The 15,138-nt window shown below is 73.7% G+C and carries 11 protein-coding genes and 1 riboswitch; of the genes, 4 read left to right on the top strand and 7 right to left on the bottom strand.

Annotation, left to right across the window (positions count from 1 at the left end; genetic code table 11):
• Nucleotides 1-363: 363 nt before the first annotated feature.
• The 3 genes from OG519_RS04545 (at nt 364) to OG519_RS04535 (ending at nt 3,521) form a co-directional block, all read left to right on the top strand.
• The gene (locus tag OG519_RS04545) at nt 364-990 is read left to right on the top strand and encodes a uridine kinase (protein ID WP_405578966.1); all 627 of its coding nucleotides are present in this window, start codon (nt 364-366) and stop codon (nt 988-990) included.
• Between the two features lie 94 nt (nt 991-1,084).
• Nucleotides 1,085-2,101 (top strand): GNAT family N-acetyltransferase, encoded by a 1,017-nt coding sequence (locus OG519_RS04540; RefSeq protein WP_405578963.1) that lies wholly within the window; start codon nt 1,085-1,087, stop codon nt 2,099-2,101.
• Nucleotides 2,102-2,473: 372 nt separating this feature from the next.
• Nucleotides 2,474-2,656: riboswitch (cyclic di-AMP (ydaO/yuaA leader) on the top strand.
• Between the two features lie 4 nt (nt 2,657-2,660).
• Nucleotides 2,661-3,521: a peptidoglycan DD-metalloendopeptidase family protein gene (locus tag OG519_RS04535; RefSeq protein WP_405578960.1), complete on the top strand. Its 861-nt coding sequence runs from the start codon at nt 2,661-2,663 to the stop codon at nt 3,519-3,521.
• Nucleotides 3,522-3,644: 123 nt separating this feature from the next.
• Here the strand turns inward: OG519_RS04535 and rho are convergent, their stop codons facing one another.
• The 5 genes from rho to OG519_RS04510 form a co-directional block, all read right to left on the bottom strand.
• On the bottom strand, nt 3,645-4,928 hold the full coding sequence (gene rho, locus OG519_RS04530) for a transcription termination factor Rho (RefSeq protein ID WP_405578959.1): 1,284 nt from the start codon (nt 4,926-4,928) through the stop codon (nt 3,645-3,647).
• Nucleotides 4,929-5,129: 201 nt separating this feature from the next.
• Complete coding sequence (locus OG519_RS04525; RefSeq protein ID WP_405578956.1) at nt 5,130-7,319, bottom strand: restriction endonuclease; 2,190 nt, start codon at nt 7,317-7,319, stop codon at nt 5,130-5,132.
• A gap of 88 nt (nt 7,320-7,407) precedes the next feature.
• On the bottom strand, nt 7,408-8,925 hold the full coding sequence (locus tag OG519_RS04520) for an SDR family oxidoreductase (RefSeq protein WP_405592452.1): 1,518 nt from the start codon (nt 8,923-8,925) through the stop codon (nt 7,408-7,410).
• A 122-nt stretch (nt 8,926-9,047) separates the two neighbouring features.
• Nucleotides 9,048-10,307, bottom strand: coding sequence for a D-alanyl-D-alanine carboxypeptidase family protein (locus OG519_RS04515; protein ID WP_405592450.1), 1,260 nt, complete (start codon nt 10,305-10,307; stop codon nt 9,048-9,050).
• Between the two features lie 515 nt (nt 10,308-10,822).
• The gene (locus OG519_RS04510) at nt 10,823-11,824 is read right to left on the bottom strand and encodes an LLM class flavin-dependent oxidoreductase (RefSeq protein ID WP_405578953.1); all 1,002 of its coding nucleotides are present in this window, start codon (nt 11,822-11,824) and stop codon (nt 10,823-10,825) included.
• Between the two features lie 281 nt (nt 11,825-12,105).
• On the opposite strand from OG519_RS04510, the gene OG519_RS04505 reads away from it, so the two are divergent.
• The gene (locus OG519_RS04505; protein ID WP_405578951.1) at nt 12,106-13,392 is read left to right on the top strand and encodes a transglycosylase family protein; all 1,287 of its coding nucleotides are present in this window, start codon (nt 12,106-12,108) and stop codon (nt 13,390-13,392) included.
• A 29-nt stretch (nt 13,393-13,421) separates the two neighbouring features.
• Here the strand turns inward: OG519_RS04505 and OG519_RS04500 are convergent, their stop codons facing one another.
• Together OG519_RS04500 and OG519_RS04495 are read right to left on the bottom strand one after the other, a co-directional pair.
• Entirely contained in the window at nt 13,422-14,123 is a 702-nt protein-coding gene (locus tag OG519_RS04500; RefSeq protein WP_405578949.1) for a phosphatase PAP2 family protein, read from the bottom strand.
• 9 nt (nt 14,124-14,132) lie between these two features.
• Nucleotides 14,133-15,137, bottom strand: coding sequence for an aldo/keto reductase family protein (locus tag OG519_RS04495; protein ID WP_405578947.1), 1,005 nt, complete (start codon nt 15,135-15,137; stop codon nt 14,133-14,135).
• Between the last annotated feature and the right edge of the window lies 1 nt (nt 15,138).

Raw genomic sequence — 15,138 nt, 5'->3', positions numbered from 1 at the left:
TCTTCTCCTTGGTGATGGGGACGGTCACCTTGAGTTCTTCCAGGCTCACAAAAAGTAATAGATCATGCTCGGTGGCAAATGGGTGATTTGTCACCAATTTCCGCCACCCGGATGAGAGCGCGCCCCCCGCCTCGGACCCGCCTCGCCCCGGGCCGGGTCCGAGGTTCCCCGCTGACCTGGCCGCTGACGCGGTATCACGCCGTATCACTCCGTATCCGCTCCGTCCGGCCGTCCGGCCCGGCAAGAAACACGACCGCTTTCGCCGGACGAGTCCGAACGAGTGAGAGCCGACCCGGGCCGGCCCCCGCCTTCCCGGTTGGCCCATCCGTTCCGTGCCGGGCCGGATGGGCCAGGATGGGCGGTGTGCAGCTCACCCCGATCACCTGGCCCCGGCTGGCCGAGATCCTCGCCGAACGCGTCGCGACGACCCCACCGCCCGGACCCTGGTGGCGGGTCGCGGTCGACGGCGCCCCCGCCGCCGGCACCGGGAACCTCGCCGACGCCCTGGCCGCCGCGCTGCCCGCCCTCGGCCACCCCGCGCTCCGGGTCCGCGCGGAGAGCTTCTGGCGCCCCGCCTCGCTGCGCCTGGAGTACGGACACGAGGACGTCGACGCCTACTACCAACTCTGGCTCGACACCGGCGCGCTGCGCCGCGAGGTGCTGGAGCCGCTCGGCCCGGGCGGCACCGGACGCGCGCTGCCGTCGCTGCGCGACCCGCGCACCGACCGCTCCACCCGGGCCGATTACGTCCAACTGCCGCCGGGCGGCGTCCTGGTACTCGACGGACCGCTGCTGCTCGGCCAGGGGCTGCCGCTCGACCTCACCGTCCATCTGCGGCTCTCCCGGGCCGCGTTGGAGCGCCGCACCCCGGCCGACCAGCGGTGGACGCTGCCCGCCTACGACCGTTACGCGCACGAGGCGATGCCGGAGGAGGCCGCCGATGTGCTGGTCCGCGCCGACGATCCCCGCCACCCGGCCTGGACCGGCTGAACCCCCGCCCGGCGGACGGACCGCACCCCGTTCCCACGGCGGGCCGGGCCGCCTTGCCGTGAGGGCGCGCGCCCCGCTAGCGTCCACGAGCACCATGACTGTCGCCATCGCGCCGCTGACCACCGAGCACATACCCCTGGCCGCACAGCGCTACGACCGCTGGTTCACGCGCGCCCGCCGCCCGCCGTCCCAGCGCTCCTGGCTCGCCGACGGCCCGGTGCGGGGCGAGGAACTGCTCGGCAAGCTGCACACCGCGCCCGGCCTCGAAGCCTGCCGCGCGCTGGACGGCGACGGCAATCTGATCGGGCACCTCGCGGCGATCCCGGTCGACCTCACCCCCGACGACCCGGCGGGGCTCCGCAGTCACCCGCGCTCCGCGCTGGTCCCGCACGGCGGCCACTCGCTGCCCGCGGGCCGGGAGAGCGAGGTGCTGCGCGCGCTCTACCTGCGGGTCGCCGCCCGGCTGGTCGCCGACCGGCGGATGGTGCACTACGCGTGGGTGCCGGCCGGCGACACCGCCACCGCGCCCTGGTCCGACCTCGGCTTCGGCCGTGAACTGGTGCACGGCCTGATGGGCGTCAAGCCGCGCGGGCGGCAGCCCCGCGGTGTCGAAGGGCTCGGCATCCGCCGGGCGGGCCCCGGCGACCTGCCGCAGATCGGCCGGATGGCCGCCGAGTCCTCGCGCCGGCAGCGCGAGGCCGGCATCTTCCAGCCCCAGCCCGAGCGCGCGCTGGCCGCCCTGCGGCTGCGCTACGCGGACGCCCTCGCCGACCCCCGCTGCGGCGCCTGGATCGCGGCCCGCCGGGGCGAGGAGATCGGCATGGTGCTGCTCCACCCGGCGATCCCCGACCCGGTGGTGCCGGAGTCGTGCGTGGAACTGGCCGAGGCGTACGTGGAACCCGCCGCCCGCGGCGAGGGGATCAGCCGGGTGCTGCTCGCCACCGCCCTGGCCTGGGCCTACGACAACGGGCACCGCTATATGTCGGCGCGCTGGCCGTCCGCGTCCGGGTCGGCGGCCGGGCACTGGCCGGCCTTCGGCTTCCGGCCGGTCGCCTACCGGCTCAGCCGGACGCTCGACGCGCGGATCGGCGGCACACCGGGTACCTACTGAGCCGACCGTCTCGGCCAGAAAGCGAAATAAGCCGCCGATCCTGCCAATCCGGTCATTCAACCGCTCTTTATTCGAGGGCGTGAGCGGCATCACGACATGAACACCGTTCGAACAGGCGTGGACGCGTTCGGTAGGCGATCATGCCGGTTTGTCACGGTGGGTCCCCCGCTGCTCGACATCGGGTGAGCGGCGCGTACACACGCCGAAGACGGCCGGTCGCGGGGGGTGAACGGCCGGAAGATCCCGAATGCCCGAAAACTCGGCCATGGTTGCTCCCCGCGCCGAGCAGCGTCTAGCTTCCGGTCTGCGGGCCGACGCCCGCACCCAGACCGTCGGGCGGATCGCCTAATCCTGCCGCCGCCCGGAACGCCGGACACTCGAACACCGTGGCAGGAGCGGGGGACCCAGGTAAGTCGCCGTCACGCACCACGCGGACGGCTCGGGGTGAAGACACCGCCCGTATCCCGCGCGCAGCGCGCGCCGGTACGACGCGATGGCCGGGCATCTCCTGCCCGAACCCGACAGCTCACCTCGCAGGCGTAGGAGAGGACTCTTCCCCATGCCCGCAAAGGGACAGCATCGCAAGACCGGCCTCAGCCGGCTCACCCGTATCTGCGTCGTGGCCGGCACCGGGGCCGCCGCCCTCGCGGTGCCGCTGGTCGGCGCCGCCACCGCCTCGGCCGCGCCCGCCGCGCCGGCGTCCGCGACCACCCACCCGGCGGGGCACGCCAAGCCGGGCGGCTACGTGGTGGCGCCCGGCGACACGCTCTCCAAGATCGCCCGCACCCACCATGTGGTGGGCGGCTGGCACCGGCTCTACCAGGAGAACAAGGCCGTCATCGGGGCCGACCCCAACCTGATCCGCCCGGGCGAGCACCTCGTGCTGCACCCCGGCACGGCGCAGAAGCCCGCCGCCGCACCGGCGAAGCCCGCCGCGGCCCCCGCCCCGGCGCCGGCCGCCAAGGCCGCTCCGGTCGGCGTCGAACTCGCCGCCAAGCCCGTGGCCGCCGACTCCGGCTACACCAAGCCGGTCGGCGACGCCGCCATCGGCACCCCGTACCACGCCGAGGGCTCCATGTGGTCCAGCGGCTACCACACCGGGGTCGACTTCCTGGTCGGCTCCGGCACCCCGGTGCACGCGGTCGCGGCCGGCACGGTCTACTCCGCGGGCGCCGACGGCGCCTACGGCAACGACGTGATCATCAAGCACGCCGACGGCAAGTACACCCTGTACGGGCACCTGACCCAGCCGCTGGTGTCGGCCGGCCAGACGGTGACCGAGGGCCAGGAGATCGGCATCTCCGGCGCCACCGGCAACGTCACGGGACCGCACCTGCACTTCGAGGTGCGCACCACGCCGTCCTACGGTTCGGACATCGACCCGATCGCGTACCTGGCCTCGCACGGCGTCACCTTCTGACGTTCCGCACCCCGAGTCCCCCTGCCCGAGCCCGCCCGGCCCACCAGCCGGCCGGGCTCGCGGCTTCGGCTGCCCGGGCGGTGGCTGCCCGGGCGGTCCCCGGCCGGGCGCGGCCCGGACCGCTCAGCCGGGGAGCGTGCCCTGGATCTGCCGCAGAAAGGCCGCGTTGTCCGGCGTCTGGCGGATCCGCTCCAGCATGACCTCGAGACCGGACTGGGCGTCGCGGCCGCTCAGCGCCCGCCGCAGGCCGCGCACCACCGACAGCTCGGGGGCCGGGATCAGCAGTTCCTCGCGCCGCGTACCGGAGACGGTGACGTCCACCGCGGGGAAGATCCGCCGCTCGGCGAGGGCCCGGTCGAGGTGCAGCTCCATATTGCCGGTGCTCTTCAGCTCCTCGTAGTAGAAGCCGTCGGCGCGTGAACCGGTGTCCACCAGCGCGGTGGCCACAATGGTGAGCGAACCGCCCTCCTCGGCCAGCCGTGCCGCGCCGAAGAAGCGCTTGGGACCGATCAGCGCCGCCGCGTCCACCCCGCCGGACAGGGTGCGGCCGCTGCCGGCGGCGGCCGTGTTGTGCGCCCGGCACAGCCGGGTCAGCGAGTCCAGCAGGATCACCACGTCCTGCCCCAGCTCCACCAGTCGCTTCGCCCGCTCGACGGCGAGTTCGGCGACCGCGATGTGCTGCCTGGCCGGCTGGTCGAAGGTGGAGGAGATCACCTCGCCGCGCACACCGCGCCGCATGTCGGTGACCTCTTCGGGGCGTTCGTCGAGCAGTACCACCATGAGATGGCACTCGGGGTGGTTGGCCTCGATCGCCGCGGCGATGCTCTGGAGCAGCACGGTCTTGCCGGCCTTCGGCGGCGCCACGATCAGGCCGCGCTGGCCCTTGCCGACCGGCGCCATCAGGTCGATGATCCGGCCGGCCGCCGCACCCGAGCCCTTTAGCAGGCCGCTCTCCAGCCGGAGCCGCTGCCGAGGGTGCAGCGGGGTCAGATCCGCGAAGTGCGGCCGACTCGCTTTCGGCGGCAGCCCGTTGACGAGCCGTACGGTGCCGAGGGCGCCCGGCCGTCCGGTCGTCCCTTCCACCAGGTCCCCTTTGCGGAGGCCGTGGGTACGGATCCGCTCGGCGGAGACCTGGATGTCGCCGGGCGACGGCAGCAGCCCGGGAGCGCGCAGCCGGCCGCCCTGGCCGCCGCCCGCATCGAGCACGCCCACCACCTGGGTGGGCGGCATGTCCCGCTGTACGTGCGGGAGTTCAAGAATGTCGGTCATGAATCGTCGTCCTTTCACGGACGGAGCTCGATCAAGTCGAGGACGACTTGGGGAGCCGAGTAGTCGAAAAGAAGGAGGAAGAATGAGGAGAGAGCGCGGAAGATCACGAGGGGGATGCGGCGCGAGCGGAACCATCACGCTCCACGAACCGCGAGAAGCCACCGGAGACCGGCGCGGAGAGGACGTCGCACACAAGGCCGACGACACGAGGGGGGACGAGGGGGATCGCAGAAGATCCACCCGGAGTGAGAACAGCTATCGCGGCTACACAAGATGCGAGAAAGGCGCGAGCTATACGTCCCTAGGATGACTATAGCACACGCCCGGAGCCGCTTTGGCTCACTCCACGTCGATGCCGTGCTCCCGCACCAGGTTCAGCAGCCCCTCCGGGCCGGGATACCCCTTGCCACCGGGCACGAAGTGCCAGTCGCCGTCCGACCGGCGGCGGAAGGAGCCGAGGACGAGCGCGGTCTCGCCAGGCCGCCCGTCGGAGACCTCCAGCCGGTCCGCCTCGGCCCCCGACGGATCGGTGAGCCGGATCCGGGCGTCGGTGAAACCGGCGAGATCCGCGTGCGGATCGGCGGCCGGATCGATCGCGGCGACCAGCACCACCCGGTCCGCCGCGGCGGGCAGGCGGTCGAAGGCCACCCAGATCGCGGCCTTGTCACCGCCGAGCGCGGGCATCATCCGCACGGTCCCGTCCGGCGTCCGCGGGTTGTTGTAGAAGACGAAGTGGTCGTCGTCGAGGGCCTGGTCACCCGCGCACACCAGGGCGCACACATCGAGCCGCACGGCGCCCGCCCACCACATGCCGAGCACGCTCGCCTCGGGCTCGTCCGCGGGATCCGCCGCTCCCGCGGCACCGCCGGTACGGTCCGCCGGGTCCGGGTCCGGGTCCGGGTCCGGGGCCGAGGAGCCGCCGGTGTCCGCCGGCCGAGCCGACCCGGCGGGTGCCGCGGCCGGCCCGAGCCGGCCGCGCAGCCCGTACTGGTGCAGCAGCCCCACCAGCTCCGTACCCGACACCAGCGTCATCGGCTTGCCGCTGACGAAGACGTACGAGCTGCGGCCGAAGCCCGAAGTGGTCACCAGCACACCCTTGTTGGCGCCGATGCTCAGCACCGTGCCGTAGAGGTCGCGGACCGCGGTCGGCGGGACCGTCCGGCGGTAGCGCTTGACCTGGACCGCGATCTTGCCGCCGCGGATCGGGTCGGGGTCGAGCGCGTCCACGTCGATCCCGCCGTCCCCCGAGCGGACCGTGGTGACCGCCCGCATGCCCATCGCCCGGAACAACTCGGCGACCAGCTCCTCGAATTCCAGCGGGTCCATGGTCAGCAGGTCGGGTTCCGCACCGTCCTGCGCGCCGCCGTGCGAGACCACCGCCCGCCCCTGGTCGCCCGGCAGCCCGGCCGGGTCCACCGGCGTCCGCCGGTCGGGCCGCCCGGAGAGCTGTCCGCCCAACCCCGCCACCAGACAGTCCACCGCGTCGACGGCGACCAGGTTGACCGCCTCGAAGTCCGCGCGGGTCACCGCGACGGTGGCCAGGAACACCGGCGTACGGTGGCCGGTGGCCGGATCGGTGTCGTCCACGAAGCCGTTGAGCGCCACCGCGTCCAGCAGCCCGAACCGGTCGGCGCCGAACACCTCGCGGAGCACCAGCAGGACGCACTGGGCGAGCAGATCGCGGTAGACGGCGCGGCGTTCGGTGACCGGCCTGGCCACCTCCTTGTCCCGGTCGGCGCCCGGCAGATAGCGGACGAGCGAACTCTCCGGAACCACCGAGAACGGCGGCAGCTCCCAGGTGAGCAGCAGCCGGCGCTCGGGTGGTTCGAAGGATGCCGAGACCTGGCGGGGCAGACCGTCGGGCCACACCCGCGACGCGTAGAGCGCGGCGGTCAAGTACTCGACCACCGCGGTCGGTTCGCCCCGCCGCAGCGCCTCCATGGTCGCGCCGACCTCGGCGTTGTGCCGCCGTACCTCGGCGAGCCGGCGTACCGCCCACTGGCTGTACTGCTCCTGGTACCCGGCGAGTTGCCGCTGCCGGCGGGCTTCCGCCGCGTGCGCCGCCCGCAGGTCGCTCTCGTAACGCGCCCGCGCCGCCTCCTCCTGCGCCCGGGCGCCCGAGCCGAAACCCCAACCGGAGCGCTGCGCGGGGAGATAGCGCTCGGATCGCGGCATCGCGATCGGTTCGGCCAGCCGGCCGGGGGCGAAGGGCTCCAACTGCTCGGAGGCGAGCAGCGCGTCCGGCGAGAACACCGGCGCGGCGCAGCCCGTCCGCAGCAGCCCGGTCAACTCCGCCATCCTGGCGTCGAGTTCATCCGTACGGCGGCGGGCGTCGGCCGCCCGGCGGTCCCGGTACGCGGCCTGCTGCTCCCGCCTGCTGCGGGCCAACGCCCGCTCGGCGGACCGCTGTTGCTGCTCGGCGGCGCGTTGTGCCCGGGTCCGCGCCCGCTGCTCGGCCTCCGCCTGCCGCTGCTGCTGCCGCTGTATCTCGGCCCATGTGGACACCGGACCGGTCGAACGACGGCTCATGACGCAGACGGCTCCCTCTCGGCGAACACCCGGGCCCGGGGCGGCCAACGCCGCAGCACAACGAGCCTACTGCGACCTCACGAGCGGGTCAGCGCCGCGTCCCCGGCGTCTTCGGGTCCGCGCCGGCGGTGGGCGCCGTATCCGGCCGGTCCTGCATCACCCCGGTGGCGGCGATGTTGTGGGCCATGCCGCCGAAGACCGCCGCGTGGAAGGGGAAGACACTCCACCAGTAGGCGTGGCCCAGCAGCCCCCTCGGGTGGAAGATCGCCCGCTGGCGGTAGCGGGTGACACCGGGCGCGGCGGCCGGGTCGACGCACATCTCCAGCCAGGCGAGGCCCGGCAGCCGCATCTCCGCGCGCAGCCGCAGCAGGCGGCCGGGCCGGATCTCCTCGACCCGCCAGAAGTCCAGCGAGTCACCGACCCTGAGGTGTTCGGCGTCCCGGCGGCCCCGCCGCAGCCCCACCCCGCCGACCAGCCGGTCGAGCCGGCCCCGCACCGACCAGGCCAGCGGGAAGGAGTACCAGCCGTGGTCGCCGCCGATGCCCTCCACCACCCGCCACAGCGCCTGCGGGGCGCATTTCACGTACAGCTCCCGCACATCGGTGTAGAGGCTGCCGCCGGCCCAGTCCGGGTCGGTGGGCAGCGGGTCGCTCGGCACGCCGGGCACCGAGGCGGACGACCAGCGGGTGTCCACCTGCGCGTCCCTCACCCGCCGCAGCGCCAGCGTGAGGGCCTTGTCCAGACCGGCCGGACGGCCCGGCGGATCGGGGACGTAGCGGGCGATGTCGTGCTCGGCGCAGACCACCTCGTACCGCAGCGACTCCGCCAGCGGCCGGGCGATCGAGGCGGGCACCGGGGTGACCAGCCCCACCCAGTGGCTGGAAAGGCTCGGGGTGAGCACCGGCACCGGCACGATCAGCCGCGGATTGAGCCCGGCCACGACCGCGTAACGCCGCATCATGTCCCGGTAGGTGACCACGTCCGGGCCGCCGAGGTCGAAGGTGCGGTTGACCTCGGCCGGCAACAGCGCGCAGCCGGCCAGATAGCGCAGCACGTCCCGTACCCCGATCGGCTGGATCCGGGTGCGCACCCAGCTCGGGGTCACCATCACCGGCAGCCGCTCGGTGAGATAGCGCAGCATCTCGAAGGACGCCGAGCCCGAGCCGATGATGACCGCCGCCCGCAGCACCGCGGTCGGCACCCCGGAGCCCAGCAGGATCCGGCCGACCTCGGCGCGGGAGCGCAGATGCGGGGAGAGGCGTTCTTCCGGCACCCCGGCCGGGGTGAGGCCGCCGAGATAGACGATCCGCCGTACGCCCGCGATCCGCGCCTGCTCGGCGAAGATCCGGGCGGCCTCGCGGTCGGTCCGCTCGAAGCCGGCGCCGGTCGCGAGCGCGTGCACGAGGTAGTAGGCGACGTCGATACCGCGCATCGCCTCGGCCATCGACGCGGCGTCGAGCGCGTCCGCCCGCACCGTCCCGATGTCGCCCGACCAGGGGTAGTCGCGCAGCTTCTCCGGCGTCCTGGCGGCGCAGCGCACCTCATGGCCCGCGGCGAGCAGTTCGGGGACCAGCCGGCCGCCGATGTAGCCGGTGGCGCCGGTCACCAGACAGCGCAGCCGCGGGCCGTCGGGACCCGGCTCGTTCGCCGGCCGGTGCGGACCCGGGTCGGGGCCGGCGGCCGGTCCCGCGTCCGGTCCGCCGCCCGGTCCGCCGCTCGGGTCGGTGCTCACCGCGGCCTGGCCGACGTCCCGCGCTTGCGCAGCACGAGCACTGAGACAGCGGCGGCCAGGACCAGCGCCCCGCCCACGTACCAGGCGGTGGTGGAGTTGGCCGGATCCGCGCTGCCGCTGGTGCGGGAGGTGGGTGACGCGGTGGGGGACGCCGCGGCGGCGGCGCGGTGGGGTACGGCGGCCGGCGGGGGACCCGCCACCTCGGCGGCTCCTGGCGCTCCTGGCGCTCCTGCCGGACCCGCGGGGGCGTGGGCCGGCGTGCCTTGGACGGCCGCGGCCGGGAGCACGCCGAGGGAGCCGACGGGGCCGGTGCGGCCGGCCGCCGCGAAGCCCCAGTCGAGCAGTTCCGTCGCCTCGTGGTAGACCGCCTGCGGCAGGCCTGATTGCGGATTCATCACAGTGACGATCAGCGTACGCCCGTCGCGTCTGGCGGCGGCGATCAGCGTGTTGCCCGCGTTGGTCGTGTAGCCGTTCTTCACGCCGATGACGCCCGGATAGGGCGTCACCCCGTTGGCGCCCGTCAGCAGCCGGTTGGTGTTCTGGATGCCGAAGGACTCGACGTAGTCGCCGTGCGCGTCGTAACCGCCGGGGAACTGCGCGGTCGCCGTCGAGACGTACTCGGCGAAGTCCGGATCGGTGAGGCCGACCCGCCCGAAGACCGCCAGGTCGTAGGCGGAGGAGACCTGGCCCGGCTCGTCGTAGCCGTCGGGCGAGACCACATGGGTGTCGTCGGCGCCGAGCAGGCGGGCTTTCGCCTGCATCTGGGACACCGTCAGCGCCACCGAGCCGTTCATATGGGCCAGTACGTGCACCGCGTCGTTGCCGGAGCTGAGGAAGACCCCGCGCCACAGATCCGCGACGGTGTAGGTCTGCCCGGCCTGGACGCCGACGAGACTGCTGCCGGGACCGACGTCCGCCAGCTCGTCGTCGGTGACCCGGTGCGTCCGCGCGCGCGGGAAGCGCGGCAGCACGGTGAGCGCGAAGAGCGTCTTCAGCGTGGAGGCCGGCGGCAGCTCGCGGTGCGCGTCCTTGGCGGCCAGCACCTCGCCGGTGCCGGCGTCGGAGACGGTCCAGGACAGCGCGGAGAGATTGGCCGGCAGATCGGGCGTCCCGTCCTCCGGCCGAACCTGTACCCCGGGCTCGGAGAGCGCCGAGCTGTCGGCGGAGGATGCGCCCGACGAGGGCGGGGTCGCCGTCAGGGAGCCGGCCGATCGTGGTCCGCCACCTGCGGCGGCAGCGGCCGGCAGCGCGGCCATCGCCGTGAGGCAGCAGGCCGCCGCGAGCACGCCGGCCTTCCGGACGGCGGACCTGACGGCACCGGGCACGTTGGCCCTGACGGCACCGGGCAGGTCGGCGGCCCGGGTCGCCCGGGGCGGCGCGGGCGCGGCGGCCATGGAGGTCTCGGAGGTCTCGGATCTCTTGGCGGTACGGGCACGGGCCGCGCGGGGGAGCGGCGGGCGAAAGGCAGTCATGCCGCCAACGCTGGAACGGCCCGGGCCGCCCGGCACGGTGGGGCGGCCCATCCGGATGAGGGGGGCGTGCCTCTGGGTGAGGGGGTCTGCCTCCGGGTGGTGCGGGCGTCCCCGGATCCGACGGGGCGTCACTCGCCGATCCGCGGGGGGAAATCGGCGAGGTGGCGGCTGGCGCGGCGTCAGCTTTCAGGTCGGTCGGCGGCGTTTTCGGGTGCGGGTGGGTTGTGGCTGGTCGCGCGGTTCCTCGCGCCCCTGGGGGGCGGTGGGCGGTCGCGGGTGCGCCCCTGGGGGCGGTCGGGTCAGTGGCGCATCTCGGACAGGAGGCGGTAGGAATTGAGCAGCTCGGCGCGGTCGTAGCTGCTTGTCGTCACCAGGAACTCGTCGGCGGCGCTGCGGGTCAGCAGTGACTCGAGCGCCGACGAGACGACATCCGGCGTGCCGTGGATCTGCCCGGCCAGCGCCGCTTCGTAGTACTTGCGCTCCGGGGCCGTCATGGTGCGCGCGGCGATCGACTCGTACGACTGGAGCGGCGGGAAGTCGCCGTGGGTGCGGGAGTAGGCGATGGACCACGCCTCGGAGACCAGCAGCCGGCGGGCCCGCTCGGTGTCCTCGGCTACCGCGACCGTCCCGGAGAGCACCACGAAGGGCTCCGCCGCCCAGGCCGAGGGGCGGAAGGCCGCCCGGTAGCGGTCCACCGCCCGCAGCGTCTCGTCCTCGCCGCGGATGCCGCCGATCACCAGCGGCAGCCCGTGCTCGGCCGCCAACTGGGCGCCGTTGTCGACGGCGAGCACGAAAGGCGCGGGCCGCAGCCCGTCGGCGGGCAGCGCGCGCACCCGCGGATACTCCCGCGGACCGCCGGTGAACCAGCCGAGGAGTTCGGTCAGCTTCTCGTCGAACTCACCGACCGCCTCCTTGCCGCGGCCCAGCGCCTTGCGGATGCCCTCGGTGAAGCCCACCGAGCGGCCGAGCCCCATGTCGATCCGGCCCGGATACAGCGCTTCGAGCACGCCGAACTGTTCGGCGACCACCAGCGGCTGGTGGTTGGGCAGCATCACCCCGCCGGTGCCGACCCGGATCCGGCTGGTCGCCGCCGCCACCGCCGCGGCCAGCACGGTGGGCGCGGAACCGGCCACCCCGGGCACCCCGTGGTGTTCCGAGACCCAGAAGCGGTGATAGCCGAGCGCCTCCAGCCGGCCGGCGAACGCGACGGTCTCGCGCAGCGCCCGGGAGGCGTCCTCGCCCTCCCGGATCCGGGACCGGTCGAGAACGGAAAAAGGTGTGTCGCGCAGACGTGAGGTCACACGTATTCCAACGCTCCGTCTCCCCGGTGATTCCCCGAGGTTTCGCCGCTGTGACTGCCGCCCCTACCGTTCCCGCCGTCCCCGCTGATCTCCCCGGGAACCCGGCCCCGCGGCCGGGTGCGCCGGGTCCGCGCTCCCCGCCCGCCGGCCCGCACGCCGGGGTACGCTCCGGCCCGGCGGGTCGATAACCCCTGCGACCTGTGGTATTGCGAGCACTCTTGTGGCGGGGTCCGTGAGGGGCCTATCTTTGGCCCGCTCGGCCACCGGAGAGGACTGCTGCCATGCCCTTACGCGGACGCCACCGCCGTTACCGCCCCAACCGGGTCTCCCAGGCCTCGCTGACCGTGACCGCCGGCGGCGCCGGCCTCGCTCTCCCGCTGATCGGTCTGAGCAGCGCCCACGCGGCGGGCCAGCCGGTCTGGGAGAAGGTCGCGAGCTGTGAGTCCTCCGGCGACTGGAACATCAACACCGGCAACGGGTTCTACGGCGGGCTCCAGTTCGCCGCCAGCACCTGGAAGTCCTTCGGCGGCAGCGCGTACGCGCCCCGGGCCGACCTCGCCACGAAGAACCAGCAGATCGCGATCGCCGAGAAGGTGCTGCGCAGCCAGGGCCCCGGCGCCTGGCCGGTCTGCTCGATACGGGCCGGACTCACCCGGGAGGCGGCCACCGCCTCGCACACCGTACGGATACCGGCCCCGAAGGCCAAGCCGGCGGCCCCGCGGCACACCGAGCAGCTCGTCGCCGACACCCTGCGCACCGAGCACGCCGGGCACGCTGGACACTCAGGTAAGGCCGCCGCCGACCCCCAGCACACCGGCAAGGCGTCCGCCACGCCGCACCGGGCCAAGGAAACGGCCAAGACCCCGAAGCAGGGGCACGAGCAGTACACGGTCGCGGCCGGCGACACGCTCTCCGGCATCGCCGCCGACGAACACATCCACGGCGGCTGGCCGAAGCTCTACGCCGACAACCGCGCGGTGGTCGGCGGCAACCCCGACCTGATCCTCCCCGGCCAGCACCTGTCGCTGACCGCTCCGGCGACGAAGCCCAAGGCCGCGCCGAAGACCACGCCCAAGGCGACTCCGAAGCCCGCGGCCAAGCCGGCCGGCGGCACCCGCACCCTGGAGCGGCAGACCAAGCCCGCCGTCGCCCCGAAGCACGGCGGCTACACCCTTCCGGTGGAGCACGCCCCGATCGGCACCCGGTACGACGCTCAGGGTGGCAGTTGGGCCAGCGGCTACCACACCGGGGTGGACTTCCTGGTCTCCACCGGCACCTCCGTGCACTCGGTCGCGGCCGGCAAGATCGTCACCGCCGGCTGGGGCGGCTCGTACGGCTACCAGGTCGTCATCGAGCACGCCGACGGCCACTACAGCCAGTACGGCCACCTGTCGCAGATCTCGGTGAAGGTCGGTCAGCGGGTCAACGAGGGCCAGCGGATCGGCCGTTCCGGCGCCACCGGCAACGCCACCGGGCCGCACCTGCACTTCGAGATGCGCACCGGACCCGTCTACGGCGACGACATCGACCCGCTGCGCTATCTGCGGGCGCACGGCGTGTCCGTCTGATCCGGCCGATCCGGCCGATCCGTCGGGGTTCAGCCCGCGCTGCCGTCAAGTCCGCCGTCGTCCAGCCAGGCGGTCACCGGCGGCAGCGTGAGGCCGAGCCAGAAAGCGGCGAAGAGCCAGCCGCCGACCACGTCGCTCGGCCAGTGCACGCCCAGATACACCCGGGACAGGCCCACCGCGACCGCGATCAGGCCGCAGACCGCCGCCGTGATCCGGCCCGCCGCGCGCGGCAGGGCGCGCAGCAGGCCCCACGCGAGCAGGCCCGCGGCGATCGCGCTCGACGCGGTGTGGCCGGACGGGAAGGACTGTCCCGAGGTGTGCACCGCCCAGTCCGCCACCGGCGGCCGGGTGCGGTCGAACACCTCCATCAGGGCGGTGCGCAGCCCTTGCCCGGCACCGAGGACGAGCAGCGCGAGCACCGCGGCGATCGCGCGGCGCCTGACCCCCGCCGCCACCGCCAGCCAGCCGCCGGCCGCCGCCGCCAGCGGGGGCCAGGGCCCGGTCCCGACGGAGGTGACGGCGCGGGCCGCGACGGCCGCCGCGTGCGGCCGGTGGGCGACCGACCAGCGGTGCGGGCCGGTGTCGAAGGCGTACGGGACACCGTGCCGGGTGAGCACCACCGAGGCCACCACCGCGAAGGCCAGTGCGAAGCCGAGCGGGAAGAGCAGCCAGGGCCGGGCCGGCAGCGGCGGCCGGCGCCACCTGACCCCGGCCGTCACTGCGCGGATCATGCACCCAGCCTACGGGCGACTCACCGGTACGTTGTCGTGCACGCGCTTGGGATCGGTGATCGCGACCGGTTCCAGGATCTCGTCGATCGCGGTCTTCAGCCCGGCGTCGAGGCGCACCCCGGCCGCCTTGACGTTCTCCGCGACCTGCTCCGGACGGCTGGCACCGATGATCGCCGCCGACACGTTCGGGTGCTGGAGCACCCACGCCACCGCGAGCTGGGCCGGTGACAGCCCGGCTTCCTCGGCGAGCGGCCGGAGCCGCTGCACCCGCTCGAGCACGTCGTCCCGCATCCAGCGGCTGATCATGTTCGCCCCGCCCTTGTCGTCGGTGGCCCGTGAGCCCTCGGGCGGCTGCTGCCCCGGCAGGTACTTCCCGGTCAGCACGCCCTGCGCGATCGGCGAGAACACCAGCTGGCCGAGGCCGAGTTCCTCGCAGGCCGGGATGACCTCGCCTTCGATGACCCGCCAGAGGGCCGAGTACTGCGGCTGGTTGGAGACCAGCGGTATGCGCAGCTCGCGGGCGAGGGCGTGGGCCCGGCGTATCTGGTCCGCCGTCCACTCCGAGACACCGATGTAGTGGGCCTTGCCGGAGTGCACCACGTCGGCGAAGGCCTCCATGGTCTCCTCCAGCGGGGTGAACCGGTCGAAGCGGTGGGCCTGGTAGAGGTCCACGTAGTCGGTCCCGAGCCGCCGCAGCGAGTTGTCGATCGACTCCATGATGTGCTTGCGCGACAGGCCCCGGTCGTTGCGACCGGGGCCTGTCGGCCAGAAGACCTTGGTGAAGATCTCAAGTCCTTCGCGGCGCTCACCCTTCAGCGCCCTGCCGAGCACCGACTCCGCGCGGGTCCCTGCGTAGGTGTCGGCGGTGTCGAAGGTGGTGATACCCGCTTCCAGCGCCGCGCCGACACACGCGATCGCCGCGTCCTCCTCCACCTGGGAGCCGTGGGTGAGCCAGTTTCCGTAGGCGATTTCACTGATGACCAGGCCGCTGCGGCCGAGGTGACGATAGTCCATG

Source organism: Streptomyces sp. NBC_01190, assembly GCF_045039895.1.
In the GTDB taxonomy this organism is placed as follows: domain Bacteria; phylum Actinomycetota; class Actinomycetes; order Streptomycetales; family Streptomycetaceae; genus Actinacidiphila.
The sequence above is the reverse complement of the archived record's forward strand: the minus strand, read 5'-3'. Positions and strand labels throughout refer to the sequence as shown.

Coding starts and splice junctions, on each gene's coding strand:
- OG519_RS04500 (WP_405578949.1), bottom strand. CDS start 14,123: ATGATCCGCGCAGTGACGGCCGGGGTCAGGTGGCGCCGGCCGCCGCTG.
- OG519_RS04540 (WP_405578963.1), top strand. CDS start 1,085: ATGACTGTCGCCATCGCGCCGCTGACCACCGAGCACATACCCCTGGCC.
- OG519_RS04495 (WP_405578947.1), bottom strand. CDS start 15,137: ATGGACTATCGTCACCTCGGCCGCAGCGGCCTGGTCATCAGTGAAATC.
- OG519_RS04535 (WP_405578960.1), top strand. CDS start 2,661: ATGCCCGCAAAGGGACAGCATCGCAAGACCGGCCTCAGCCGGCTCACC.
- OG519_RS04505 (WP_405578951.1), top strand. CDS start 12,106: ATGCCCTTACGCGGACGCCACCGCCGTTACCGCCCCAACCGGGTCTCC.
- OG519_RS04515 (WP_405592450.1), bottom strand. CDS start 10,307: ATGGCCGCGCTGCCGGCCGCTGCCGCCGCAGGTGGCGGACCACGATCG.
- OG519_RS04525 (WP_405578956.1), bottom strand. CDS start 7,319: ATGAGCCGTCGTTCGACCGGTCCGGTGTCCACATGGGCCGAGATACAG.